At 61.0% G+C, this 23,265-nt stretch carries 19 protein-coding genes; 10 read left to right on the top strand and 9 right to left on the bottom strand.

The genetic code is table 11. From position 1 onward, the window contains the following. The first annotated feature begins 49 nt into the window (after nt 1-49). Together HDE78_RS16630 and HDE78_RS16625 are read left to right on the top strand one after the other, a co-directional pair. Nucleotides 50-1,195 carry a pyridoxal phosphate-dependent aminotransferase gene (locus HDE78_RS16630; RefSeq protein WP_179481542.1) on the top strand — a complete coding sequence of 382 codons (1,146 nt, stop codon included), beginning with the start codon at nt 50-52 and terminating at the stop codon, nt 1,193-1,195. Between the two features lie 17 nt (nt 1,196-1,212). After that, on the top strand, nt 1,213-2,013 hold the full coding sequence (locus HDE78_RS16625) for an amidohydrolase (RefSeq protein ID WP_179481763.1): 801 nt from the start codon (nt 1,213-1,215) through the stop codon (nt 2,011-2,013). Nucleotides 2,014-2,110: 97 nt separating this feature from the next. On the opposite strand, the gene HDE78_RS16620 is transcribed toward HDE78_RS16625, so the two are convergent. From HDE78_RS16620 to HDE78_RS16610, 3 genes are all read right to left on the bottom strand, one after another. Beyond that, nucleotides 2,111-3,721, bottom strand: a complete 1,611-nt coding sequence (locus HDE78_RS16620; RefSeq protein ID WP_179481540.1) for a pseudouridine synthase — start codon at nt 3,719-3,721, stop codon at nt 2,111-2,113. Next, on the bottom strand, nt 3,718-4,587 hold the full coding sequence (scpB, locus tag HDE78_RS16615; RefSeq protein WP_179481538.1) for an SMC-Scp complex subunit ScpB: 870 nt from the start codon (nt 4,585-4,587) through the stop codon (nt 3,718-3,720). The genes HDE78_RS16620 and scpB overlap by 4 nt, the downstream gene beginning before the upstream one ends. Before the next feature lie 97 nt (nt 4,588-4,684). Beyond that, nucleotides 4,685-5,632, bottom strand: a complete 948-nt coding sequence (locus tag HDE78_RS16610) for a ScpA family protein (RefSeq protein ID WP_179481536.1) — start codon at nt 5,630-5,632, stop codon at nt 4,685-4,687. 930 nt (nt 5,633-6,562) lie between these two features. Here HDE78_RS16610 and HDE78_RS16605 point away from each other — a divergent pair. Beyond that, entirely contained in the window at nt 6,563-6,925 is a 363-nt protein-coding gene (locus tag HDE78_RS16605) for a PilZ domain-containing protein (protein ID WP_179481534.1), read from the top strand. A gap of 54 nt (nt 6,926-6,979) precedes the next feature. Here HDE78_RS16605 and HDE78_RS16600 read toward each other — a convergent pair whose 3' ends face one another. From HDE78_RS16600 to acnA, 3 genes are all read right to left on the bottom strand, one after another. Next, complete coding sequence (locus HDE78_RS16600; protein WP_179481532.1) at nt 6,980-8,662, bottom strand: AMP-binding protein; 1,683 nt, start codon at nt 8,660-8,662, stop codon at nt 6,980-6,982. A gap of 64 nt (nt 8,663-8,726) precedes the next feature. Beyond that, the gene (locus HDE78_RS16595; RefSeq protein WP_179481530.1) at nt 8,727-9,131 is read right to left on the bottom strand and encodes a hypothetical protein; all 405 of its coding nucleotides are present in this window, start codon (nt 9,129-9,131) and stop codon (nt 8,727-8,729) included. Nucleotides 9,132-9,138: 7 nt separating this feature from the next. Then, nucleotides 9,139-11,889, bottom strand: a complete 2,751-nt coding sequence (acnA, locus tag HDE78_RS16590) for an aconitate hydratase AcnA (protein WP_179481528.1) — start codon at nt 11,887-11,889, stop codon at nt 9,139-9,141. Nucleotides 11,890-12,129: 240 nt separating this feature from the next. Here acnA and HDE78_RS16585 point away from each other — a divergent pair, with 240 nt between their 5' ends. Continuing rightward, the gene (locus HDE78_RS16585; RefSeq protein ID WP_179481526.1) at nt 12,130-13,095 is read left to right on the top strand and encodes a LysR family transcriptional regulator; all 966 of its coding nucleotides are present in this window, start codon (nt 12,130-12,132) and stop codon (nt 13,093-13,095) included. 217 nt (nt 13,096-13,312) lie between these two features. On the opposite strand, the gene HDE78_RS16580 is transcribed toward HDE78_RS16585, so the two are convergent. Together HDE78_RS16580 and HDE78_RS16575 are read right to left on the bottom strand one after the other, a co-directional pair. Further along, nucleotides 13,313-14,665, bottom strand: a complete 1,353-nt coding sequence (locus HDE78_RS16580; protein ID WP_179481524.1) for an ATP-binding protein — start codon at nt 14,663-14,665, stop codon at nt 13,313-13,315. Beyond that, the gene (locus HDE78_RS16575) at nt 14,662-15,381 is read right to left on the bottom strand and encodes a response regulator (protein ID WP_345776080.1); all 720 of its coding nucleotides are present in this window, start codon (nt 15,379-15,381) and stop codon (nt 14,662-14,664) included. Before HDE78_RS16575 ends, HDE78_RS16580 begins: the two co-directional genes overlap by 4 nt. Nucleotides 15,382-15,677: 296 nt before the next feature. Here HDE78_RS16575 and HDE78_RS16570 point away from each other — a divergent pair, with 296 nt between their 5' ends. Together HDE78_RS16570 and HDE78_RS16565 are read left to right on the top strand one after the other, a co-directional pair. Beyond that, on the top strand, nt 15,678-15,854 hold the full coding sequence (locus HDE78_RS16570) for a hypothetical protein (protein ID WP_179481522.1): 177 nt from the start codon (nt 15,678-15,680) through the stop codon (nt 15,852-15,854). 64 nt (nt 15,855-15,918) lie between these two features. Beyond that, nucleotides 15,919-16,716, top strand: a complete 798-nt coding sequence (locus HDE78_RS16565; protein WP_179481520.1) for a MipA/OmpV family protein — start codon at nt 15,919-15,921, stop codon at nt 16,714-16,716. A 99-nt stretch (nt 16,717-16,815) separates the two neighbouring features. Here the strand turns inward: HDE78_RS16565 and typA are convergent, their stop codons facing one another. Then, nucleotides 16,816-18,660: a translational GTPase TypA gene (typA, locus tag HDE78_RS16560; protein WP_179481518.1), complete on the bottom strand. Its 1,845-nt coding sequence runs from the start codon at nt 18,658-18,660 to the stop codon at nt 16,816-16,818. A gap of 302 nt (nt 18,661-18,962) precedes the next feature. On the opposite strand from typA, the gene HDE78_RS16555 reads away from it, so the two are divergent. From HDE78_RS16555 to prpB, 4 genes are all read left to right on the top strand, one after another. Beyond that, the gene (locus HDE78_RS16555; RefSeq protein ID WP_179481516.1) at nt 18,963-19,472 is read left to right on the top strand and encodes a peptidylprolyl isomerase; all 510 of its coding nucleotides are present in this window, start codon (nt 18,963-18,965) and stop codon (nt 19,470-19,472) included. A gap of 433 nt (nt 19,473-19,905) precedes the next feature. Then, nucleotides 19,906-21,105 (top strand): pyridoxal phosphate-dependent aminotransferase, encoded by a 1,200-nt coding sequence (locus HDE78_RS16550; RefSeq protein WP_179481514.1) that lies wholly within the window; start codon nt 19,906-19,908, stop codon nt 21,103-21,105. 84 nt (nt 21,106-21,189) lie between these two features. Then, nucleotides 21,190-22,176 carry a malate dehydrogenase gene (locus HDE78_RS16545; protein ID WP_179481512.1) on the top strand — a complete coding sequence of 329 codons (987 nt, stop codon included), beginning with the start codon at nt 21,190-21,192 and terminating at the stop codon, nt 22,174-22,176. A gap of 166 nt (nt 22,177-22,342) precedes the next feature. After that, entirely contained in the window at nt 22,343-23,236 is an 894-nt protein-coding gene (prpB, locus tag HDE78_RS16540; protein ID WP_179481510.1) for a methylisocitrate lyase, read from the top strand. The last annotated feature ends 29 nt before the right edge of the window (nt 23,237-23,265 follow it).

Below are 23,265 nucleotides of genomic sequence, written 5' to 3'. Positions count from 1 at the left end.
GTTAGGCTCAACCACTTACTCCCGCTATAGACATCCAGACGGCTGAATGATGATTATCGAAACCAAGCTCCCCAAGGTTGGCACCACCATTTTTACGGTCATGAGCCAGCTGGCGGTGCAACACAAGGCGGTCAATCTCGGCCAGGGTTTTCCCGACTTCGAACCGCCGCAGCCGCTGCGCGACAGTTTGAACCAGGCCATGAACGAAGGCCGCAACCAGTACGCACCGATGCACGGCATCGCTCCACTGCGCGAGCAGATCGCCTTGAAGACCGAGCAACTGTACGGGCGTAAGGTCAACGTCGATACCGACATCACGGTGACGTCCGGTGCCACTGAGGCTTTATTCTCGGCAATTGCCGCCGTGGTACGGGCCGGCGATGAAGTCATCATGTTCGATCCCGCCTACGACAGTTACGAGCCGGCGATCGAACTGCAGGGCGCGCGCGCCGTGCATATTCCGCTGACCGTGCCGACGTTTGAGATCGACTGGCAGCGCGTGCGCGACGCGATGACGCCAAAAACACGCATGATTCTGATCAATAGCCCGCACAACCCCAGCGGCGCGGTGCTGTCGTCGGCCGATCTGGAAGAGCTGGCCGCGATTGTTCGCGACACCGACATCGTGGTGCTATCGGACGAGGTCTACGAGCACATCGTTTACGACGGCGCCCAGCATGAGAGCGTGCTGCGTCATCCCGAGCTGGCCGAGCGCAGTTTCGTGATCTCCTCCTTCGGCAAAACCTACCACTGCACCGGCTGGAAGCTAGGCTACGCGATCGCGCCTGCCGCGCTCTCGGCAGAGTTTCGTAAGGTGCATCAGTACCTCACGTTCTGCACCTTCCATCCCGCACAGGTGGCGTTTGCCGAGTTCATGGCAAGCCATCCCGAACACTATGTGGAGCTGCCGGCGTTCTATCAGGCCAAGCGCGATCGTTTCCGTGCTCTGCTCAAGCCGTCGCGTTTCAAGCTGCTCGACGTGCCGGGAGGATATTTCCAGCTGGTGGACTATTCCGCGATTCGCGACGAAGACGATCTCGCCTTTAGCAAGTGGTTGCTGCTGGAGGGCGGAGTGGCGGCGATTCCGCTGACGCCGTTCTACGAAAGCGCACCGGGCACACGTTTGCTGCGCCTGTGTTTCGCCAAAAGTGACGCCACGATGGATGCCGCTGCGGAGCGCCTATGTCAGCTGTGAGTTCGCCCATACCCGGGATGCAAAGCCTGAAGGTGTCGCTGGTGCAGGGCGCCACGCGCTGGCACGACGCCCCCGCCAATCGCGACTACTACGGCGCTCTGGTGCGGCAGGCCGCGGGCAGCGATGTGATCGTTCTGCCGGAGACCTTTCTATCGGGCTTCAGCAACGACACGCGTGCGAGCGCCGAAACCATGGACGGCGAAAGCGTGGTTTGGCTGCGCGCGTTGGCGATCGAGGTCGGTGCCGTGATCTGCGGCAGCCTGGCGATTCGGGAAAACGAGACGGTCTATAACCGCCTCTTGTGGGTGACGCCCGACGGCGCCTTCGTTCAATACGATAAACGTCATCTGTTTCGCATGGCCGGCGAACACACGCGCTATGGCGGCGGCAATCAGCGTCTTATCGTCGAGTTGAAAGGGTGGCGAGTTCTGCCGCAAGTTTGTTACGACCTGCGCTTTCCCGTATGGCTGCGCAATCGACGCCTGGCGTCGGCGAACGGCGGCATGGACTACGACTTGTCGATCTTCGTCGCCAACTGGCCCGCGCCACGCCGTCAGCCGTGGCGCACACTTCTGCGCGCGCGCGCCATCGAGAATCTGAGCTACGTGATCGGCCTCAACCGGGTGGGTGTGGACGGCAACGAGCTGCCTTACGCCGGCGACAGTGCGGTGATCGATCCTGTCGGCGAGCCGCTGGTCGAACTCGGTGCCCAGGAGCAGGTTGTCACCGTTACTCTCGATCCGGCGCCTTTGCTCGCGCATCGCGAACGCTTTCCGGCTTGGATGGATGCGGATGCCTTCTCGATCGATCTGTCGTAAGCGCCAACCCGACCGCATGCACTCGATAGGGAATGCTTAAAAACAAAGGCTGCCATCGGGCAGCCTTTGTTTTTGCATTTTGGACCATGCAATTTAATCAGCGATTGCCGCCGCGGTTGCCACCGCGACCGGGTGGGCGCCCTCCGCTCGGACCGCCTTGGCCCTGCGGCCGGCCAGTGCCTTGCGGGCGATTGCCACCCTGGCCTGGCGGTCGTCCAGCACCCTGCGGACGGTTGCCGCCCTGACCTTGTGGACGGCCCGATCCCTGCGGACGCGCAGCGCCACCTTGGCTGTTCGGACGTCCATACGCCTGATTGCCATTGGCCTGGTTGCCATTGCCCTGGCCTAGCGGACGAGCGCCTTGGGCAGGACGGCCGGCGAAACTGCGGTTGCCGCTGTTGCCGCGCGGCTCGCCGCCGAATCCACTGTACGGGCTGCTGCTGTTGCCGCGATTGTCGCCACTGCCGCCGCTTGAGCGAGCGCCGAAAGGCTTGCCGCCGGCGGGACGACGATTTCCCGCTGCTGCACCGCCGGGGCCATTGCCTCGCGGACCCTGACCGCCGGGCCGACCGCCGGCACCGTCACGACTTTCGCCGGCAAACCAGGTGCGCACCGACGGCAGCTCCTGGCCTGGCGCCACGCGGCGGCCCTTGCCGCCGCGCGCGCCGCCAGCGCCACGTTCCGGACGGACGACGTTGCCGTTGACTTCCTTGCCGCTGCGATTGGGCGGCTTGCGCCCGCGCGTCGGCTCCTCGCGGATCCGGTCGTAGGCGCGCAGTTCGCGACCCTCGTCCTGGCTGGCGGTCCACGCGCTGCTGCTGCCGCGCTCGGGACGATATTCCGTCACGCTACGGTTGGCGCGGCGTTGGTGCAGCACGGGGCTGAGCGTCAGCACCGGCTGCGGCATGCTCGTGCCGGTGGTCTGGCGCAGCTGCTTTACTGCCGCCTCGTCGAGGTTTTCGCAGTCGCCGCGGCGCAGGCCGCGCGGCAATTCGATGCTGCCGTAGCGGATGCGCTTGAGGCGGCTGACCAGGAAACCCTGCGAATCCCACAACCGGCGCACTTCGCGATTGCGGCCTTCGCGGATGACCACGCGGAACCAGCTGTGGCTGCCGCCGCGGCTGATCACGGCGATATCGTCGAAACGCGCGGGGCCGTCGTCCAGCTCCACGCCGGCTTTGAGTTTTTCGATGATCTCGTCCGGCACTTCGCCGTGGACGCGGCAAAGATACTCGCGCTCCAGGCCACTCTTGGGGTGCATCAGCGCATTAGCCAATTCGCCGTCGGTGGTGAGCAGCAGCAGGCCGGTGGTATTGATATCGAGGCGACCGACGGCGACCCAGCGCGCGCCCTTCAGACGCGGCAGCTGTTCGAATACCGTCGGACGACCTTCGGGATCGTCGCGCGTGGTGAGCACGCCTTCGGGCTTGTGATAGACCAGTACTTCGGTCTCGTCGCGATTGTCGGTGGCAACGACGAACTGCTTGCCGTCGATGACGACGCGGTCGCCGGCGTGCACGCTGGTGCCAATCTCGGCCGGCTTGCCGTTCAACTCGACTTCGCCGGACTGGATGCGCAATTCGAGCATGCGACGCGAGCCAAGGCCGGCGTTGGCCAACACTTTATGCAGGCGCTCTTCCAGCGCGGCTTCAGCTTCGTTGCGCGGCTCGCGCTTCAGGGATAACACGGTTTTTTGCGGCGCAGTCATGCGCGGTACTCCTCGGTATCTTGGTCGGCGTCGTCGGATTCGACGTCCGCAGGGGTCGCTGCCTCATCGGCAGTGGAAGGGTTGCTCTTGTCGAGCGCGCTCGTTTCGGAGCGGTGTTCGTTTGATTCGGTAGAAGCATCCGACGGATCGGCGTCGGGTTGATTTGTTTCGTGGTGATCGGCTGTATCGGCGGCCGGCTCGGCGACCTCGTCGCTTTCTGTATTGTCGGATTCGGATGCCGCTGCGGATTCGGCCTGGTCGTCGCCGTCGGGATCGATCGGCAGATCGCGGGCAATGCGCACGGGTAGCGGCTCCTGCTCGAAGCGCAGCTGCGGATCTTCCATGTCGCGGATTTCCGACAGCGGCGGCAGCTGGTCCAGCGATTTCAGATTGAAGTAGTCGAGAAAGGCGCGAGTGGTGCCGAACAGCGCCGGTTTGCCGGGCACGTCGCGGTAACCGACGACGCGGATCCACTCGCGCTCTTCCATGGTCTTGATGATGTTGGACGACACCACCACGCCACGGATCTGCTCGATTTCAGGACGCGTGATCGGCTGTCGATACGCGATCAGAGCCAGCGTTTCCAACAGCGCGCGCGAGTAGCGGCTGGGCTTTTCGGTCCACATCCGCGAGATCCAGGCGTGTACATCCTGGCGCACCTGATAGCGAAAGCCTGACGCCACTTCCTTCAGTTCGACGCCGCGGCCTTCGCAGTCACCGGCCAGCGCTTCGAGCGCACGGGCAATAAGCTCGGGACTGACGTCGTCGGCTTCGTTGAACAGGTCACCGAGCTGATGAACCGTCATCGGCTGACTGGAGGCCAGCAGGGCGGCCTCGATAATGGGTTTGAGTTGCTCGATCTGCATGTGCCTTAGGTCGGATGCCGATTCAATGGTTGTTGCCTGGTCAATGACCGTGTCGTTTGGATCATGAATATTCGTAGTCGGGCGGGTCGGGAACGGTTTATTCGGAGCCCGATTCGAAGACCGACGGCTCAACCGAGGCCGAATCCCGCCGCGCATCGTCGTCTGTCTCCAACGAGACATTTCCCTCGAAGTGGCTCGCCTTGGCCTTGACGTAGATCGGCTTGAGCGGCTCCTCCTGCACGATGTCGACCAATAGTTCCTTGGCCAGTTCCAGCATGGCAAGGAAGGTCACCACGATGCCCAGTCGGCCTTCGCTGATGTCGAACAGGCTCTCGAAGCGATGAAAGCTGCAGTCGTCGAGCCGGCTCAACAACTCGCCCATGCGCTGGCGCACGCTGAGCGCTTCCCGCTTGATCGCGTGATGGCCGAACAGCTCGGCACGGTGCATCACGTCCTTCAGCGCCAGCAGCAGCTCGGTCAATTCGAGCGGCGGCGGCAGCTTGATCACGTTGCGCTCGCCGACTTCGGCATGCGCCACCGAGGTGTCGCGTTCCAGCCGGGGCAGGGCTTCGATATCCTCGGCGGCCCGCTTGAAGCGCTCGTATTCCTGCAGGCGACGAACCAGCTCCGCCCGTGGGTCCAGCTCCAGTCCTTCCTCGGCCGGCGGCCTTGGCAGGAGCAGTCGCGATTTGATCTCGGCCAGTATCGCGGCCATCAACAGATATTCGGCTGCCAGCTCCAGTCGCATCACATCGCGCATCAGCTCGATATAGGCCATGTATTGGCGGGTGATCTCGGCGACCGGAATGTCGAGAATGTCCAGGTTCTGGCGGCGTATCAGATACAGCAAAAGGTCGAGCGGCCCTTCGAAAGCTTCCAGGATCACTTCCAGAGCGTCGGGCGGGATGTACAGGTCTTGCGGCATCTGCAGCATCGGCTGGCCACGAACGATGGCCAGCGGCATCTCCTGCTGCTGCGGTATCGACGCAAAAGCGTCCGTGGGTCCGGCTACCGGGCTCTGGGGCTCGACTTGCTCAGTGGTCATCAATACATGTCGTTGGGCCGCCTACAGCGGCTGGCAGTACGTTCATCAGGGCGGAATCATTCCGGGATGGCTAAAAATCCGGGGAAGTATCCGTGCTCGATACGAGACGATAGAGGTGCGTCCCCGATTGCAGTGTTTCAAAAAAGCAGTCAACCACTTACGCGTTACGCGTCATCGTCACGACAGGCAAGATGAATACACGCAATCGTGATTCGGTCAGGCGGGCCGTGGGCGATCGTTGTGCGCCAGATCCGGGCGTAAGCCGCAGCAGGCGCGCGAGCGAGGGTGGCAACATCGACACCGCAGGCCGTTCAATCGATCGATTCAAGAGCATCGGCGGTTGCCATCGGCCATCGAATGTTATCGATGGGCCATATCCATGGAACCACGCGCAAAACGAAGAGTAGCCGCTGCTCCACGACAAGTCCAGCAATGCATGGTTGGCGTTCAGCGTGGATGATCGATGGCACCAGCGCCACCGAACCCGTCAGTGCTGGTTTTGGCCAGGCCACACCGGCATTCCATCGAAAGCCGGCGAATGGACCGGAAGTGACCTAAAACGTCTGATCGCGTTAGTTGCCACTTGTCTGCTTGAGGGACTCGTGCCGTAAACGAGGCGGGCAAAAAAATGAGGCTGCATAACGGCATGCCTGCGGCAGTCACGAGAGATCGCAAGGCCTTGGCCGTCGAATCGACATGCTTAAACACAGGGTTTTAAGGAATGGCACGCCGATTGCATTGCCTTGGGCGGCTACCGCAAACGGCTGTCTCGGTTGCGGTGACTCCGGGTGGCAGCGTCTCACTTTGGTGGCGGCGACAGATGCGAAGATCGGGAGTGAATGCGCTTGAATAAGCGTATGCCGCTTTCTGGAAGTAAAGGTTGAGCGTAGCCGAGTCAGGTATACGCGAGCGCTAAAAGGACGGTGAACGATGACGATCGATGGTAAAGACGGGAAGCAGTCGGAGCAACTGCGTCCTGCGCGTATGCAAATTGAGACCACGGTGCTGATGAGCCGCCACGATGAGTCGCATCCGACCGAACTGGTGGATATTTCGGCCACGGGCGCCTTGTTGCGCCGACCACTCGGCTGGACAGGAGAGCTCGGGCAGAGCTGGGTACTGGACATGATCTTCGGTCACAACCTGCATATTCATCTTGAAGCATCGGTGGCGCGCATCTCCGATCACCATATCGGGTTTTCCTATAGTCACATTCCCGAAGACAAGCAGGTGCCGCTTTGGAACTTGCTCGGTGGCTATGCCGACATCCTCGAATACTGGAAGGACAGATAAAAGAAAGCGCCTTGTTTTGCAGACAAGGCGCTTTCGGATCTGTCGCGGTTGATCTCAGGCCGCGGTTTTTTTCTCGTCGCGCAACTCGCGGCGGAGAATCTTGCCGACGTTGCTTTTCGGCAGCTCGTCGCGGAATTCGATCAGCTTGGGCCGCTTGTAACCGGTGAGATTTTCGCGGCAGAACTCCTTCAGCGCCTCGATCGTGAGAGTGGGATCCTTGCGAACCACGAACAGCTTCACGACTTCGCCAGAGTGCTCGTCGGGCACGCCGACGGCGGCCACTTCGGCGACGCCGGGGTTCTGCATCACCGTATCCTCGATCTCGTTCGGATACACGTTGAAGCCGGATACCAGGATCATGTCCTTCTTGCGATCCACGATGTAGACCAGGCCTTTTTCGTCGATGCGGCCCAGGTCACCCGTGCGCAGCCAGCCGTCGTTGCTGAGGACCTTGCTGGTCTCGCCAGGGTTCTGCCAATAGCCTTTCATGACCTGCGGCCCGCGGATGCAGATTTCGCCGACCTCGCCCATGGCCAGCGGCTTGCCGTCGTCGTCCTGTATGCCGATTTCGGTCGAGGGAATCGGCAGGCCGATCGAGCCGCTGAAACGCGCGCCTTCGACCAGCGGATTGATGGTGGCGACGGGCGCGCTTTCGGTCATGCCGTAGCCCTCGATCAGGGCGCAGCCCGTAATCTTTTCCCACTTTTCGGCCACCGTGCGCTGCACGGCCATACCGCCACCGAAGCTCATGCGCAGATGCGAGAAATCGATCTGGTCGAAGCCTGGCGTGTTGAGCAGGCCGTTGAACAAGGTGTTCACGCCGGTGATCGAGGTGAACTTGATACTGCCGAGTGTTTTGACGAAGGCCGGCATGTCGCGCGGGTTGGTGATCAGAATGCTCTGACCGCCGAATCGCAGAAAGATGAAGCAATTACAGGTCAGCGCAAAGATGTGATAAAGCGGCAGCGCGGTGATGATGATCTCTTCGCCCGGCTTGATCTTCGCGGCAAACCACGCGCCCGCCTGCAGCATGTTAGCCACCATGTTGCCATGGGTCAGCATGGCGCCCTTGGCGACACCGGTGGTGCCGCCGGTGTACTGCAAAAAAGCGATATCGTCGTGATTGAGCTGTACCGGCTTCAGCGGATACGCCTTGCCCTGCGTCAGCGCATCGTGGAAACGCACGGCGTGCGGAATATGGAACGCCGGAACCATCTTCTTGATGTGCTTGAGCGCAAAGTTGATCAACACACCCTTGACGCCGAGCAGATCGCCCAGCCCGGTGGTGACGACGTGCTGCACGTGAGTCTGCGCGACCACTTCCTGCAGCGTCGCGGCAAAGTTGTCCAGCACCACAATGGCCTTGGCGCCGGAATCTTCCAGCTGATGTTTCAGCTCGCGCGCGGTGTACATCGGGTTGGTGTTGACCACCACCAGACCGGCGCGCAGCGCGCCGAAAAGCGCAATCGGATACTGCAACACGTTGGGCAGCATGATGGCGATGCGATCGCCTTTACCGAGCTTGAGCACACCGGTCAGATAACCGGAAAACTGCCGGCTCGCCTCGTCGATTTCGCGATAGCTGAGCGTCTTGCCGAAATTGGTGAAGGCAGGACGATCGGCAAACTTGGCGAAAGCCTCGTCGATCACCGACGCTATCGAGGCGTAATCGTCGATATGGATCTGCTCTGGCACGCCGGCGGGGTAGTGATCCAGCCATGGACGTTCATTGCTCATGCTTGGTTTCTCAATGCTTGATCGGTGACAACTGGATCGATGATGTTCGGCATCGATAGCGACGCTAGCTCTGCCGATGGATCGACGGTAATGGGTTGCAGACTTCCATACGCTGCCGCATTGGAGCATAGCCCCCGCAGAGCGGCAAGCCGCGCTGCAGCGAGATTTTCAGATGATCCGACGGCCTCGAACGTACGCTTTTGACCGGTTTTTCGCCATCTCGATGCTCGCGTTCGCGGGCTGTCGACATGTGCCGGATGAGCAGCAGGTTCATCAGGCGATTGCCGTCCCGCTGGGCGTCTATCGAATCGAGTCGGCGTGGCGCAACGACGGCGGCCAGTGGCGATGCTGCCCGGCGAACTGGAAGCAGCCGATGCCGTAGCTTGTCTACGCTATGGCAACGACCATGGCAAAGAAGCAGCCCCGGCATGCCGGGGCTGTTTTCATGGCTGGTGGTCAACTCAACCACGGCCGACTCAGGCGGCCTTCTTACCCGCCAGCTGACGCAGCACGTACTGCAGGATGCCGCCGTGGCGGAAGAACTCGCGCTCCTTCGGCGTCAGCAGCATGACTTGCACGGTGAACTCCTTCTTGCTGCCGTCCTCGCGCGTTGCTACCACCTTGGCTTCCTTCGACTTGCCGTCGTCCAGACCGGTGATGTCGAAGGTTTCCTTGCCGGTCAGGCCGAGCGACTGCGCGTTCTCGCCGTTCTTGAAGGTGCACGGCAGCACGCCCATGCCGACCAGATTGGAGCGGTGGATGCGCTCGAAGCTTTCGGTGATCACGGCCTTGACGCCCAGCAGCAGGGTGCCCTTGGCGGCCCAGTCGCGCGAGGAGCCGGTGCCGTATTCCTTACCGGCCAGCACGATCAGCGGGGTCTTGTCGGCCTTGTACTTCATCGCCGCGTCGTAGATCGCCAGCTGTTCGCCGCTCGGTACGTACTGGGTGTAGCCGCCTTCGACGCCGTCGAGCATCAGGTTCTTGATGCGGATATTGGCGAAGGTGCCGCGCACCATCACGTCATCGTTGCCGCGACGGGAACCGTAGGAGTTGAAGTCATGTGGCTCGACGCCTTTCTCGATCAGAAAACGGCCTGCGGGACTATCTTTCTTGATCGAGCCGGCCGGCGAAATGTGATCGGTGGTGATCGAGTCGCCGAACAGGCCCAGCACGCGCGCGCCGTGAATGTCATCGATGGTCCCCACTTCCATCTTCATGCCGTCGAAGTAAGGCGGGTTCTTGATATAGGTGGAATCGTCCCAGGCGTAAGTAGCGCCATCGGGCGATTCGATCTGGTTCCAGCGGCTGTCGCCCTTGAACACGTCGGCGTAGTTCTTCTCGAACATGGCCGGGTTGATCGAGCTGGCGATGGCGTCGGAGATTTCCTGATTGGACGGCCAGATGTCCTTCAGGTACACCGGCTTGCCGTCGCTGCCTTCGCCGATCGGGTCCTTGGTCAGATCCACATGCAGCGAGCCGGCCAGCGCGTAGGCCACCACCAGCGGCGGCGAGGCCAGGTAGTTCATCTTCACTTCCGGATGCACGCGGCCTTCGAAGTTGCGGTTACCCGACAGCACGGACGCCACGGCGAGGTCGCCCTTGCTGATGCCCTTGCTGATTTCTTCCGGGAGTGGGCCGGAGTTGCCGATGCAGGTGGTGCAGCCGTAGCCGACGATGTAGAAACCGATCTTCTCCAGCTCCTCGAGCAGGCCGGTCTTCTTCAGGTAATCGGTGACCACCAGCGAGCCCGGTCCAATCGAGGTCTTCACCCACGGCTTGGCCTTGAGGCCCCGCGCGGCGGCTTTCTTCGCCAGCAGGCCGGCGCCCAGCATCACCGCCGGGTTGGAGGTGTTGGTGCACGAGGTGATGGCGGCAATCACCACCGAACCGTCGTACAGGCTGAAGGACTCGCCGTCTTTCTCCACGCGCACGCCGCCGTGGCTGACGGTGTTGGCGATATTGCCAACGGCCGTCGCGCCGCCTTCATTGGCGAAATCGGCTGTTTCTTCGGTGGACTGCTTGCGGTTGGCGGTCAGGCCGCCGACGGCGTCGAGATAGCTCTGCTTGACGTCTTCCAGCAGCACGCGGTCCTGCGGGCGCTTCGGACCGGCCAGCGAGGGGCGCACGTCGGCGAGGTTGAGCTCCATCGTTGTGGTGAACTCGGCATGCGGCGTGTTCTCGTCGTGCCACAGGCCCTGCGCCTTGGCGTACGCCTCGACCAGCTTGATCTGCGCTTCGCCACGGCCGGAGAGGTGTAGATAATTCAGCGCTTCTTGATCGATCGGAAAGATACCGCAGGTCGCACCGTATTCCGGCGCCATGTTGGCGATGGTGGCGCGGTCGGCCAGCGGCAGATTCTTGAGGCCGTCGCCGAAAAACTCGACGAACTTGCCGACCACGCCGAGCTTGCGCAGCATCTGCGTCACTGTGAGCACCAGATCGGTGGCGGTGACGCCTTCGGGCAGCTTGCCGGTCAGCTTGAAGCCGACGACCTGCGGAATCAGCATGGACGAAGGCTGACCGAGCATGGCGGCTTCCGCCTCAATGCCGCCCACGCCCCAGCCGAGCACACCGATGCCGTTGATCATGGTGGTGTGCGAGTCGGTGCCGAACACGGTATCCGGATAGGCCCAGCTCTCGCCGTCCTTGTCCGCGGTAAACACCACGCGGGCGAGGTGCTCCAGGTTCACCTGATGCACGATACCGGTGCGCGGCGGCACGACCTTGAAGTTGTTGAACGCTTTCTGGCCCCAGCGCAGGAACGAGTAACGCTCCTGATTGCGCTCGAACTCGATTTCGACGTTCTTCTCCAGCGCGGACGACGAACCGTAGGCATCCACCTGCACGGAGTGATCGATCACCAGCTCGGCCGGCGCCAGTGGGTTGATCTGGTTGGCGTCGCCGCCCAGCTTGACCACCGCATCGCGCATGGCGGCCAGATCGACCACGCACGGCACGCCGGTGAAATCCTGCAGCACGACGCGGGCGGGCATGAAGGCGATTTCGATGTCGGGCTCGGCCTTGGCATCCCACTTCGCGATCGCCTCGATCTCTTTCGAGGTGACGTTGAGGCCGTCTTCGTGACGCAGCAGGTTTTCCAGCAGGATCTTCATCGAGTACGGCAGTCGCTTCAGGTCGAAACGCTCTCCCAGCTTGGTCAGGCTGGCGAAGACATGCTTCTGGCCATTGACGTCGAGAGTGTCGCGTACGGAAAAGGTGTCTTTCATGGGTAGATTCCTGGCTGATCCTGCGGCTGGGATGACTTCAAGCGTGGCGAAGCGCGCTCGCCGGCTCGGTAAAAACGCAATTATCGCGCAAACGTCGGATCGTCGCGAACGTATTCGCGGCTGAAACCGTTCGACGTGCCAGAAAACCGGTGCGACGAGTAGACTCTGCCAACGCTTGTGGATGAACTTCACCGCCCAGCATGAACTCCACGATTCCCGTGCACAAACGCCTTTGATGACATGCAGCGTTCGATGATTTCGATGACTCTCTCGGCCGTGTCGCTGCGTGACCTTGCGCTGGTCAAGGCCGTGCACCAACACGGCAGTTTCAACAGTGCTGCGCGAGCAATGCATATCAGCCCGTCGGGGCTGTCGCATCAGGTGCAAAAAGTGGAACAGGCGCTCGGAGCGCCCCTGTTCGAACGCGGCGGGCGACGCGTAGTTCCCACGGCGGGCGGCCAACAGCTGCTGCTGCAGATCGACGCCGTACTGGCCGCGGCCGAGCATCTGCAGCAGGTCGCGCGGGCCGGTGCGGTAGCCTTCGGCGGCGAACTCCGGCTCGGCCTGCCGGCGTCGCTTGGCCCGTACCTTTTGCCGCATCTGATTGAACCGTTTCCGCAGCATTTTCCGGGCGCACGCTTGGGTATTTCCGAGGGCAAGCCGCGTGGTCTGCTGCGCCGCTTGCTTGAGGGCGAGCTCGACGCGGTGCTGGCACCACCCGGGCCGCCGGTCAGCGGCATCGCCACGCGGCCGCTGTTTTTCGAACCGTGGGAGCTCATGCTGCGCGCGGATCATCGCTTGGCAAACAAGCGCAGCCTGTCGCTCGACCAGCTCGATCCGGCCGAAGCCACGCTGATGGCCGAAGGGCACGCCGATGGTTTGAGCGGCGCCGGTATCGGCCACGAACCCGCCCAGCGCGGCCACGTGCAGGACGTCAGCCTGGAAAGCCTTGCCGCGCTGGTTAGCCTTCGCGGAGGCTATGCGCTGGTGCCCGCCTTGGCGCATGAGCGCCTCGCGTCGATGCCGAATATTGTGCTGGCCAAACTCACTGGCGAAGCGTCGGGTCGCGACATTGCGCTGCACTGGCGCGAGGCGTCGCCGTGGCACGCCGATCTGCAGGCCTTCGCCGATCTGTTGCGCCAATTGGCCCGCAAACGACCGGGTTTGCGGATCGCTCCTGAGAAATCCCGGTCGGACAAACGCTGATCCCAAGGTCGGGCAGGTCACGAAAAATAAAACACTGTCGAAGCGGCTTTATCGCTCTTCATGATATGGCGCCGCCCACCGGATGTCCGGGTATCGAATTTTTTGTCTTAATTACTATCGTCCGCGTACAAGCCCAGTGCTGACCCGCCGTCAGGCTTGGCTTAGAGCACGAGCCTCGATACTCGTGCCCGAGATTGGCGAATACCGGGTTCTGCTGTCAGCTATCGCCTGAGGTAATTGGCAAAATAACGATGGCACGCAAGCCATGCGGTTGGCGATTCTCCAGTGTGAGCTCGCCCCCGTGGTTTCGGATAATTGAGCGGGCCGAAGGCAGTCCCAGACCAAAGCCGCCGGTTGCGCGGTTGCGCGAGGCCTCGATGCGAAAAAAAGGCAGGAAAAGCTTGGGTATGAGACTGGGAGGAACGCCTGGTCCATCATCATCGATGACGATGGTGACTTGGCGATCTTGTGCGCTGAGCGCAATCCGTGCTCTGCTGCCGTACTTCACTGCATTGTCGACAAGATTGGTCAGTACACGCTTGAGTGCCAGCGGGCGGCCTAGATAAACCAGCGGCATCAGATCGGCGGATTCAACCGAGTGGCCCATGTCTCGGAAATCGTCCACGACGGTATGGATCAGCTCGGCAAGCTCGAAACGGGTCATCGGCTCTTGCTGACCATCCAGTCGAAAAAACGCCAAACTGGCTCCGACCATGGCCTGCATTTCGTCGACGTCGCGAAACAGCTTTCGCTGTTGATCGCTGTCTTCGATGAACTCGCCGCGTAAGCGCATGCGTGTGAGCGGCGCACGTAGATCGTGCGAGATTGCAGTAAGCATTTCCGTACGGCTATCCATCAGCTGCTGGATTCGATCCTGCATGGCGTTGAAAGCTGCCGCGGCCTCACGAATTTCTAGTGGACCGACCAGTTGCAGCGGCTCAGCACGCGATCCGGCGCCGAAGGTTTCAGCGGCAGCGGCAAACCGCTGAACCGGCCGCGCCAGCCGTCGGCTGGCGGCGCTGGCGATGATCCCGCTTGAAAGCAGGACAAACAAGACCGTTAGCACCATTCTTGAACTACGGTCGATTCCCCAGCTACGTTGGGCCGTGTCAAACATGATCCAGCTATGGTCGGACAGCTCGATCGCTAGTGCGTATTTGTGCAGCGTGGTCGCCGCCTCTGCAGTCAGGTCATCGGGACTGGAGGCGAGCACGCCGGCATTGGTCCTGCCCAGCATATGGGTGAGTTTGCCCCATCGGGAATCGTGTTCTCTCCCGTTGTGCTCGGCCGATATAGGAACTTGGTCGCGTTGGGGATACCACTGGACATCAAAGGCGTATGAGGTGAGTTTCCGGGCAAGTTGCGCGCGTTCAGCGGCGGGAACGTTGTCGAAGGTGAGAGCAATGCCGGCAGCTTGTTCAATCAGCTCAGCGTTCTCCACGGGCGGTTGCCCCCAGACCCCGGCGAGCTCCACAAAGGCCATGATCATAAGCAGTGTAACGAGTATGGCTGCAGCCACATTGAGCGCAAACCACCACCCGATACTGTCAAAAACGTGATGGCGTTTCATGGAGCATTTTCGACTGGCATAGTGAAGATGTAACCAGCGTTGCGAACCGTACGTATCATTTCCGGATTGCGTTTATCGGCTTCAATTTTTCGTCGAATGCGGCTGATCTGCACGTCGATGCTGCGATCGAAAGCCTCGTGGGCTGGGCCTCGTGCATAGTCGATAAGTTGCTCACGCGTGAGCAGGCGTTGCGGGTGTTCGAGAAACGCTAGCAGCAGTTCAAACTCACCGCTGGACAGCGGTACCAGAGTCATATTCTTGGAGCGTAACTCGCGCTTGGATAAGTCGAGACGCCAATTTCCGAACAGCAGGCTAGGGAGATGATTGGCCGCAGTCTGATGCTGCGTGGCGCGGCGAAGCAGCGCTCGGATGCGCGCCAACAGCTCGCGCGCGTCAAAGGGTTTGGCCAAGTAATCGTCTGCGCCTAGTTCCAGTCCGACGATACGATCGGTGGTTTCCGTCACGGCGGTCAGCATGATGATCGGCAGACTGCTTGACGCGCCTCGCACTCGTTTGCACAAGCTGAGGCCGTCTTCGCCAGGCAGCATCACGTCGAGTATGAGGGCATCAAAATTCCTGCGAGCCATCGCTGCATCCATCTGCGCGCCCGAGCCTGCGACTTCGACGTTGTAATCGTATCGTTCAAGAAATCGCTTGATGAGTAAGAGAAGCTCTTCGTCGTCATCGACGACTAGGATATTGGGCACGGTGGTCACCTTGCTTCCCCGGGATCTGATGCACGGTGTTATACGGCAACGGCAGCGGATAAGCACATATTTCAGTGGTGAAACATTGTTGCGTGAGGATGTTTTTTGGGACAAACGCGGGACATCTCTGATTGTCAGTATGCGCTAACTCCCTAGACGCCGTGGCACTCTGAATGCCTTCGACAGTTCGCAATGTGCTTCATCGACGCAGGCCTATTTTTTTCGGGGATAACGCAGCCCCTGTCGTCGTCATACAGAACGGCAGTACGACGTCACATACCCGGATCGAGTGGGAGCAAGCCGTCGTGCTTTCCGTTGCCCGAGGCATCGAGCCAGATGGGGACAAGGTCATGCACTGGTTTAGCAGTGAGGCTATCTGCGAGCTGGGCGGTAAGACGGCGCGGCAATTGGTCGAAGAGGGCTCGACCGCGCAGTTGTTGGACATGTTGGTGACGATTCGAAACGGTTATCGCGATCGCTGATATCGCGAAACATTCCGTAATTAAGAAACACCACTTATTGCGATCACTCAAGGAAAGCCGCTCGATGAAAAAAACCTATTCCTGCCTTCTTCTCATGCTTATGCCAGCAAGCGTATGGGCCCAATCAACGGCGGCGACTGACGATCAGGCCGACGTTGCGACAGCATCGTGCTGGAGGCTCGGCGTGGGAGTGGCGGTAGCGAACAATGCCTATCTTGGGAAAGGCTCGCAGGTGACGCCGTTTCCACTCATCGATTATGAGGGCGACCGCTTTTTCTTTCGGGGAATCACGGGCGGTGTCCATGTGCTGAAGTCGGATGGCTTTGCCGTCGATGCCATTATTACAACAGGCTTCAACAATATCAGCGCGTCCGATTTTGATCGGGCTGCTCTTGCCCGTCGTGGCATCAATCGTAACGATCTGGAGGATCGTGATCGAAGCATCGATGCCGGCGTTTCAGCTTCATGGACCGGCAGTCTCGGACAGCTGAAGGCGGTGGCCAAGACGGATATATCGGGTAGTAGCGAAGGGGCGGAGTATTCCCTGGAATATGGTTACCCGCTGCAGTGGGGCGGCTTTCGCATTACGCCAACGGCGGGCGCTACTTTTCTATCATCCAAGGTTGCTGACTATTACTACGGCATCCATCCGGATGAAATGCGCCGCGGCGTGCCCGGATACGAGCCGGGGAGCGCGCTGATTCCGGAAGTGGGGGTCAATTTTATTCGGCCCATCGGAGCGAAGTGGACGCTGATGATCAATGCCAGGTACAGCGTTTTGCCGAACAAGATCAGCAATAGTCCGCTGGTCGATGGCAGTCACGGCAGTGGCATGCTGGTTGGCTTCAGCCGTGCTTTTTGATTTGTTCTATCATCTCGTTTAAATGGTGGGTTGGCGGACCAAGACTGCGATAGAAAAAGCCGCCAAAAGGCGGCTTTTTCTATCGCAGATGCAAAAAGCTCAACCGCGTGACGAGCGCTTGCGGTCGTTCTCGGTGAGGTGCTTCTTGCGCATGCGGATTTCCTTGGGCGTGACTTCAACCAGCTCGTCGTCGTCGATGAAATCCAGCGCCTGCTCCAGCGTGAACTTGGTGGCCGGGGTCAGCTGAATCGCGTCGTCCTTGCCGGAGGCGCGCATATTGGTCAGCGGCTTGGGCTTGATGGCGTTGACGGTGAGGTCGTTGTCCTTGGCGTGAATACCGATCAGCTGGCCTTCGTACACCGAATCGCCCTCGGCGGCGAACAGCTTGCCGCGCTCCTGCAGCGGTCCGAGCGAATAGGCGGGGGTGTTGCCGGCGCCGTTGGAGATCATCACGCCGTTCTGGCGTTTGGCGATCGGGGCCGGCGTGTACGGACCGTAATGGTCGAACACGTGGAACAGCAGGCCCGAACCCTGGGTGAGGGTCTTGAACTGGTTCTGGAAGCCGATCAGGCCACGCGCCGGGATCATGTATTCCAGACGCACGCGACCGCGGCCGTCCGACACCATGTTCTTCAGCTCGCCCTTGCGCACGCCGAGGCGCTCCATCACGCCGCCCTGGTGGATCTCTTCGATATCCACCACCAGCTGCTCGATCGGCTCCATTTTCTGGCCGTCGATCTCCTTCAGGATGACTTCCGGACGCGACACGGCCAGCTCATAGCCTTCGCGGCGCATGTTTTCGATCAGCACCGAAAGATGCAGTTCGCCGCGGCCGGACACCAGGAACTTGTCGGCGTCGGAGCCGTCTTCCACCTTCAGTGCCACGTTGTGCACTTTTTCGCGGTCCAGGCGCTCACGCAGCTGGCGGCTGGTGAGGAACTTGCCGCCGGAAAGATCCTTGTTGCCGACGAACGGCGAGTTGTTGACCTGAAAAGTCATGCTGATCATCGGCTCGTCCACGCTCAGCGGCGGCAGCGCTTCGGGCGTATCCGGCGAGGTCAGCGTGTCGGAAATGGTCAGGTCGGGAATGCCCGAGATGGCGACGATATCGCCGGCTTCGGCGCCGTCCTGCTCGATGCGCTCGAGGCCGAGGAAGCCGAGCACCTGCGCAATCTTGCCCTGGCGCTTCTTGCCTTCGCGATCGATCACGGCAACCTGCATGCCCTTCTTCAGCGCACCGCGCTGCACGCGGCCGATGCCGATCACGCCGACGAAATTGTTGTAGTCGAGCTGGCTGATGCGCATCTGGAACGGGCCGTCCGGGTCGACATCCGGCTTCGGCGCGTGCTGCATGATCGCTTCGTACAGCGGGGTCATGTCGCCTTCGCGCGCGTTCTCGTCCAGCGACGCATAACCGTTGAGCGCCGAGGCATACACGATCGGGAACTCCATCTGCTCGTCGCTGGCGCCGAGCTTTTCAAAGAGGTCCCAGACCTGCTCGACCACCCATTCCGGACGCGAGCCCGGACGGTCGACCTTGTTGATCACCACGATGGGCTTGAAGCCCATGGCGAAGGCCTTCTGCGTCACGAAACGCGTCTGCGGCATCGGGCCGTCCATCGCGTCGACCAGGATCAGCACGGTATCGACCATCGACAGCACGCGCTCGACTTCGCCACCGAAGTCAGCATGTCCCGGCGTGTCGACGATGTTGATGCGGTTCTTGATGCCTTTCTTCTTGTCTTCCCAGGTGATGGCCGTGTTCTTGGCCAGGATCGTGATGCCACGCTCCTTTTCCTGGTCGTTCGAATCCATGACGCGCTCGGCCAGAACCGTGCGCTCGTTGAGCGTGCCGGACTGCTTCAGAAGCTGGTCGACGAGGGTGGTCTTGCCGTGGTCGACGTGGGCGACGATGGCGATATTGCGCAGGTTTTCGATAGACATAAAAGACTCGGCCGGCGCCGGAGGGGCCGCCTGATGGTTTAAACAGAGGGATTAACTCGTCGATTATACGGACTTATGTGTCAGCTTGCCTGCGATTTCGCTTATTCGTTCATTTGACAGCCTTTGTAGGGCATCCAGTCGTATTTCGGTGGCCGGCCATTGCTGTCGCAAGCGGCTGGCGACCGCCATGGCTCGGCGTTTTTGCCGGGTCTTTATGGGCCCCTTCACACGACTGCGCTATTCTTCCCGGCCCATTGCCGTGCCGGACACGGCGATGTCGTCAAGAAACCCGAGGATTTTCGATGACCATCAACGTGACTTTCAGCACCAACCGCGGCCCGATTCATCTACGTCTGCATGACGACAAGGCGCCGCTGACGGTGGCCAACTTCGTCAACCTGGCCAAGCGCGGCTATTACGACGGCCTCTCGTTTCATCGCGTGATCGCCGACTTCATGGTGCAGGGTGGTTGCCCGGAAGGCAGCGGCCGCGGCGGTCCGGGCTATAAGTTCGAAGACGAGTTCAATCCGTCGCTGCGTCACGACAAGCCGGGCGTGTTGTCGATGGCCAATGCCGGTCCGCGCACCAACGGCAGCCAGTTCTTTATCACTCACGGCGCCACGCCGTGGCTGGACGGCAAGCACAGCGTGTTTGGCGAAGTGCTCGGTGCAGAAGACCAGAAGGTGGTCGATGCCATCCAGCAGGGCGACATCGTGGAGAAAGTCACGGTGGAAGGCGATGTGGATGCCTTGCTGGCGGCCAATGCCGATCGCGTCAAGGAATGGAACGCGGTCCTCGACAAGCGCGCCTGAGTCCATCGCGCTCTGAATGATATGAAAGGCCGTCGGCTTGCAGCCGGCGGCTTTTTTGATAGACCACCATCGTATCGGTCGCTACCGCAGCGGCGGATGATCGGCGGGGCATGAGCGGTATAAGCGATGTCATTCCTGCGTGCGTCGTGAATGGTCTGGTCGCACGCGGTCGATCATCTGACGCCATATACGGGGCAGGGCGGCGGTTCCTCCCGGCATGCTCGAAGCACTGGTCGGCAAGCTGTTCAGTTCGACTCAGGCCTTACGTTTCGTTTGTACATAGCGCAAACGTATTCGTTGCCTTCCCGCGCCTCGGCACTACGGTCACCCCTTCCTAATAATGACGAGGGCATAAGTTGACCTTTTGTCGATCCGTGCGGCTGCGCAGCATCGTGATAAAATCGCGGCCTTTGCTTAAGCGCGTAGAGAGCCCATGCCCCAGCTTGCCCAGCGTGTCGGTCGTGCCAAACCCAGCGCCATCATGGTGATTGCCGAGAAGGCGAAGCAGCTCAAGGCGGCCGGTCGAGACATCATCAGCTTCTCGATCGGCGTGCCGAACTTCCTGCCGGGCGAGCACGTATACGCGGCGGCACGCGAGGCGCTTTCGCACGACTCCGGTCAATATGGCAGCAACCGTGGGCCGGAAGCGTTGCTGGATGCGTTCCTCGCCCATATCGAGGCGCTGGGTCTGACCGGTTACGGTCGTCTCAATGTTTCGATCGGCATCGGTGCGAAGCACGTGCTTTACAACCTGGCCGAAGCCTTGCTCAACGAAGGCGACGAAATCTGTTTCCCGGCGCCGTACTGGACGACTTATCACGATATCGCCGATATCGTGGGGGCGAAAGTCAATGTGCTGCCTTGTCCGTCCGTGCAGAATTACAAGCTGGCGCCGGCGCAGCTGGAAGCCGCACTGCAGCGCAAGCCGAAAGTGTTCCTGTTCAATAACCCATCCAACCCCACCGGCATGGTCTACACGCGCGACGAAATCGCGGCGCTGGCCGATGTGCTGGTGAGCTATCCGGAGACGTGGATCGTCACCGACGATATCTACAACTCGATGGTGTTCGATGGCATCGGCTATCACAACTTCGTGCACGCCCGGCCCGAGTTGCGCGAACGGCTGATTTTTGTCGATTCGGTATCCAAGACCTATGGCATGCCGGGTTGGCGCGTCGGCCTGATTGCCGGGCCGGAGTCGGTGGCCAAGGCGATGACGACGCTCAATTCGAACCACATCACCAGCTTGCCGGAAGTGATCAGTGCGGCCGCGATTGCCGCCTTCAGCGGTCCGCAGGACGTGCCGCAGGCCCGTTGCGCGGAATTTGCGGGCGAGCGCGACATCGTGGTCGAGGCCTTGCGGGGCATTCCCGGCGTGATCTGTCCGCGGCCGCAGGGCGCGTTCTACGCGTTCCCGGATATTTCGGTGGCGTTCGGCAAGAGCCACAACGGCGTAAAGATCGGCAACGATGTGGAGTTCTGCGCGGCGTTGCTCGAGGCTACCGGCGTTGCCTGCGTGCCGGGGTCGGCATTTGGCGAGCCGCGCGCCTTGCGTATCTCCTATACCTGTCCCACCGCACAGCTGGAGCCGGGCCTGCGGCGTATCCAGCAGTTTTTTGCCGAGCTCGTTTGAGCGCTTCGATTTGCAAAGCTTTAGTCGGCCTTGATCCCATCCTTTTTCCCGCATCACTCATCGCTCACTCAAGGAGCCAACCCCATGAAAGCACCCGTTCGAGTTGCCGTTACCGGCGCCGCTGGTCAGATCGGCTACGCGCTGTTGTTCCGTATTGCCGCTGGCGACATGCTGGGTCCGGATCAGCCGGTGATCCTGCACCTGCTGGAAATCACGCCGGCGCTGCCGACCCTGCAGGGCGTGGTGATGGAGCTCAACGACTGCGCGTTCCCGACGCTGGCCGGCGTGGTCGCCACCGATGACGTCAATGTCGCTTTCAAGGACGTCGATTACGCGCTGCTGGTCGGTGCGCGTCCGCGCGGACCAGGCATGGAGCGCAAGGATCTGCTGGAAGCCAACGGCGCCATTTTTAGCCCGCAGGGCAAGGCGCTGAACGATCACGCCAAGCGCGACGTGCGCGTGCTGGTGGTCGGCAACCCGGCCAACACCAACGCGCTGATCGCCCAGCAGAACGCGCCGGATCTCGATCCGAAGTGCTTCACCGCGATGGTGCGCTTGGACCACAACCGTGCGCTGAGCCAGCTGGCCGAAAAGACCGGTGCGCACACGACCGACATCAAGAAGGTCACCATCTGGGGCAACCACAGCTCTACCCAGTATCCGGATCTGCACGAGACCACCGTCAAGGGCAAGCCGGCGCTGGAGCAGATCGAGCAGTCCTGGTACGAGAGCGATTTCATTCCGACCGTGCAGCAGCGCGGCGCGGCCATCATCAAGGCTCGTGGTGCGTCGTCCGCGGCGTCGGCGGCCTCCGCTGCGATTGACCACATGCGTACCTGGGCACACGGCACCGCCGAGGGCGACTGGGTATCGATGGGCATTCCGTCGGACGGTTCGTACGGCATCGCGCCGGGTGTGATCTTCGGCTACCCGGTCACCGTGAAGGGTGGCAAGTACGACATCGTGCAGGGCCTGAAGATCAACGCGTTCTCGCAGTCGCGCATCGATGCGACCGAAAAGGAGCTGCGGGAAGAGCGCGCTGGCGTCGAGCATCTGTTCGCCAAGAAATAATTGACGACGCAGTACGCAGCGTTTCGCGAAGAGGGTCGGCCGTAAGCCGGCCCTCTTTATTTTGCAAGACGCCCAAGCCGTCGCAAGCATCGCCATTGCGCACTGACGCGCTGCGGAAGCGGGTATTTTCGCGGTGCGCTAAAATGGCGTTTTGGATAAAGCAGCCATGACGAAAATCGCATCTCCCGGCGCTCGTTTTCGAGCGGCAGTCGCGGAAGAACAGCCGCTGCAGGTGGTCGGCGCGATCACTGCCTACGCGGCCCGCATGGCCCAGCGCAGCGGCTTCAAGGCGCTTTATCTGTCCGGTGGCGGCGTGGCGGCCAATTCGCTGGGCATGCCCGATCTGGGTATCAGCACGATGGAAGACGTGCTCACCGACATCCGGCGCATCACCGACGTGTGCGAGCTGCCACTGCTGGTCGACGTGGATACCGGCTGGGGCGGGGCGTTCAATATCGCGCGCACGGTGCGTTCGCTGATCAAGGCCGGAGCGGGCGCTCTGCATATCGAGGATCAGGTCGCGGCCAAGCGCTGCGGTCATCGGCCCGGCAAGGCAATCGTCTCGAAACAGGAAATGGTCGATCGCGTCAAAGCGGCCGTCGATGCCCGCAGCGACGAGCAGTTCGTCATCATGGCGCGTACCGACTCCATTGCCGTCGAAGGCCTGGAATCGGCGATCGAGCGAGCGAAGGCCTGCGTGGACGCAGGCGCCGACATGATTTTTCCCGAAGCCATCTACACGCTTGAACAATACCGCCAGTTCAAGGCGGCGGTGAACGTGCCGATCCTCGCCAATATCACCGAGTTCGGTCAGACCCCGCTGTTTACCCGCGACGAATTGTCCAGCGCGAACGTCGACATCATTCTTTACTGCTGCGGCGCGTACCGCGCGATGAACAAGGCCGCGCTCAATTTCTACGAGACAGTACGCCGTGACGGCACGCAGAAAGCGGCCGTGCCGACCATGCAGACGCGCGAAGAGCTGTACGACTATCTCGATTATCACGCTTACGAGCGCAAGCTCGACGAACTCTTTGCCGACGGTAAATCTGCCGAGTAGCAACTGACCAAAAGTTTGTTTCCAGCGGT

Origin of the sequence: Rhodanobacter sp. K2T2, from assembly GCF_013408815.1 — a bacterium.
GTDB lineage: Bacteria > Pseudomonadota > Gammaproteobacteria > Xanthomonadales > Rhodanobacteraceae > Rhodanobacter.
The sequence above is the reverse complement of the archived record's forward strand: the minus strand, read 5'-3'. Positions and strand labels throughout refer to the sequence as shown.

Coding starts and splice junctions, on each gene's coding strand:
- HDE78_RS16625 (WP_179481763.1), top strand. CDS start 1,213: ATGCAAAGCCTGAAGGTGTCGCTGGTGCAGGGCGCCACGCGCTGGCAC.
- HDE78_RS16600 (WP_179481532.1), bottom strand. CDS start 8,662: ATGAGCAATGAACGTCCATGGCTGGATCACTACCCCGCCGGCGTGCCA.
- HDE78_RS16610 (WP_179481536.1), bottom strand. CDS start 5,632: ATGACCACTGAGCAAGTCGAGCCCCAGAGCCCGGTAGCCGGACCCACG.
- HDE78_RS16545 (WP_179481512.1), top strand. CDS start 21,190: ATGAAAGCACCCGTTCGAGTTGCCGTTACCGGCGCCGCTGGTCAGATC.
- HDE78_RS16620 (WP_179481540.1), bottom strand. CDS start 3,721: ATGACTGCGCCGCAAAAAACCGTGTTATCCCTGAAGCGCGAGCCGCGC.
- typA (WP_179481518.1), bottom strand. CDS start 18,660: ATGTCTATCGAAAACCTGCGCAATATCGCCATCGTCGCCCACGTCGAC.
- HDE78_RS16585 (WP_179481526.1), top strand. CDS start 12,130: ATGCAGCGTTCGATGATTTCGATGACTCTCTCGGCCGTGTCGCTGCGT.
- HDE78_RS16605 (WP_179481534.1), top strand. CDS start 6,563: ATGACGATCGATGGTAAAGACGGGAAGCAGTCGGAGCAACTGCGTCCT.
- HDE78_RS16555 (WP_179481516.1), top strand. CDS start 18,963: ATGACCATCAACGTGACTTTCAGCACCAACCGCGGCCCGATTCATCTA.
- HDE78_RS16550 (WP_179481514.1), top strand. CDS start 19,906: ATGCCCCAGCTTGCCCAGCGTGTCGGTCGTGCCAAACCCAGCGCCATC.
- HDE78_RS16580 (WP_179481524.1), bottom strand. CDS start 14,665: ATGAAACGCCATCACGTTTTTGACAGTATCGGGTGGTGGTTTGCGCTC.
- scpB (WP_179481538.1), bottom strand. CDS start 4,587: ATGCAGATCGAGCAACTCAAACCCATTATCGAGGCCGCCCTGCTGGCC.
- HDE78_RS16565 (WP_179481520.1), top strand. CDS start 15,919: ATGAAAAAAACCTATTCCTGCCTTCTTCTCATGCTTATGCCAGCAAGC.
- acnA (WP_179481528.1), bottom strand. CDS start 11,889: ATGAAAGACACCTTTTCCGTACGCGACACTCTCGACGTCAATGGCCAG.
- HDE78_RS16630 (WP_179481542.1), top strand. CDS start 50: ATGATTATCGAAACCAAGCTCCCCAAGGTTGGCACCACCATTTTTACG.
- prpB (WP_179481510.1), top strand. CDS start 22,343: ATGACGAAAATCGCATCTCCCGGCGCTCGTTTTCGAGCGGCAGTCGCG.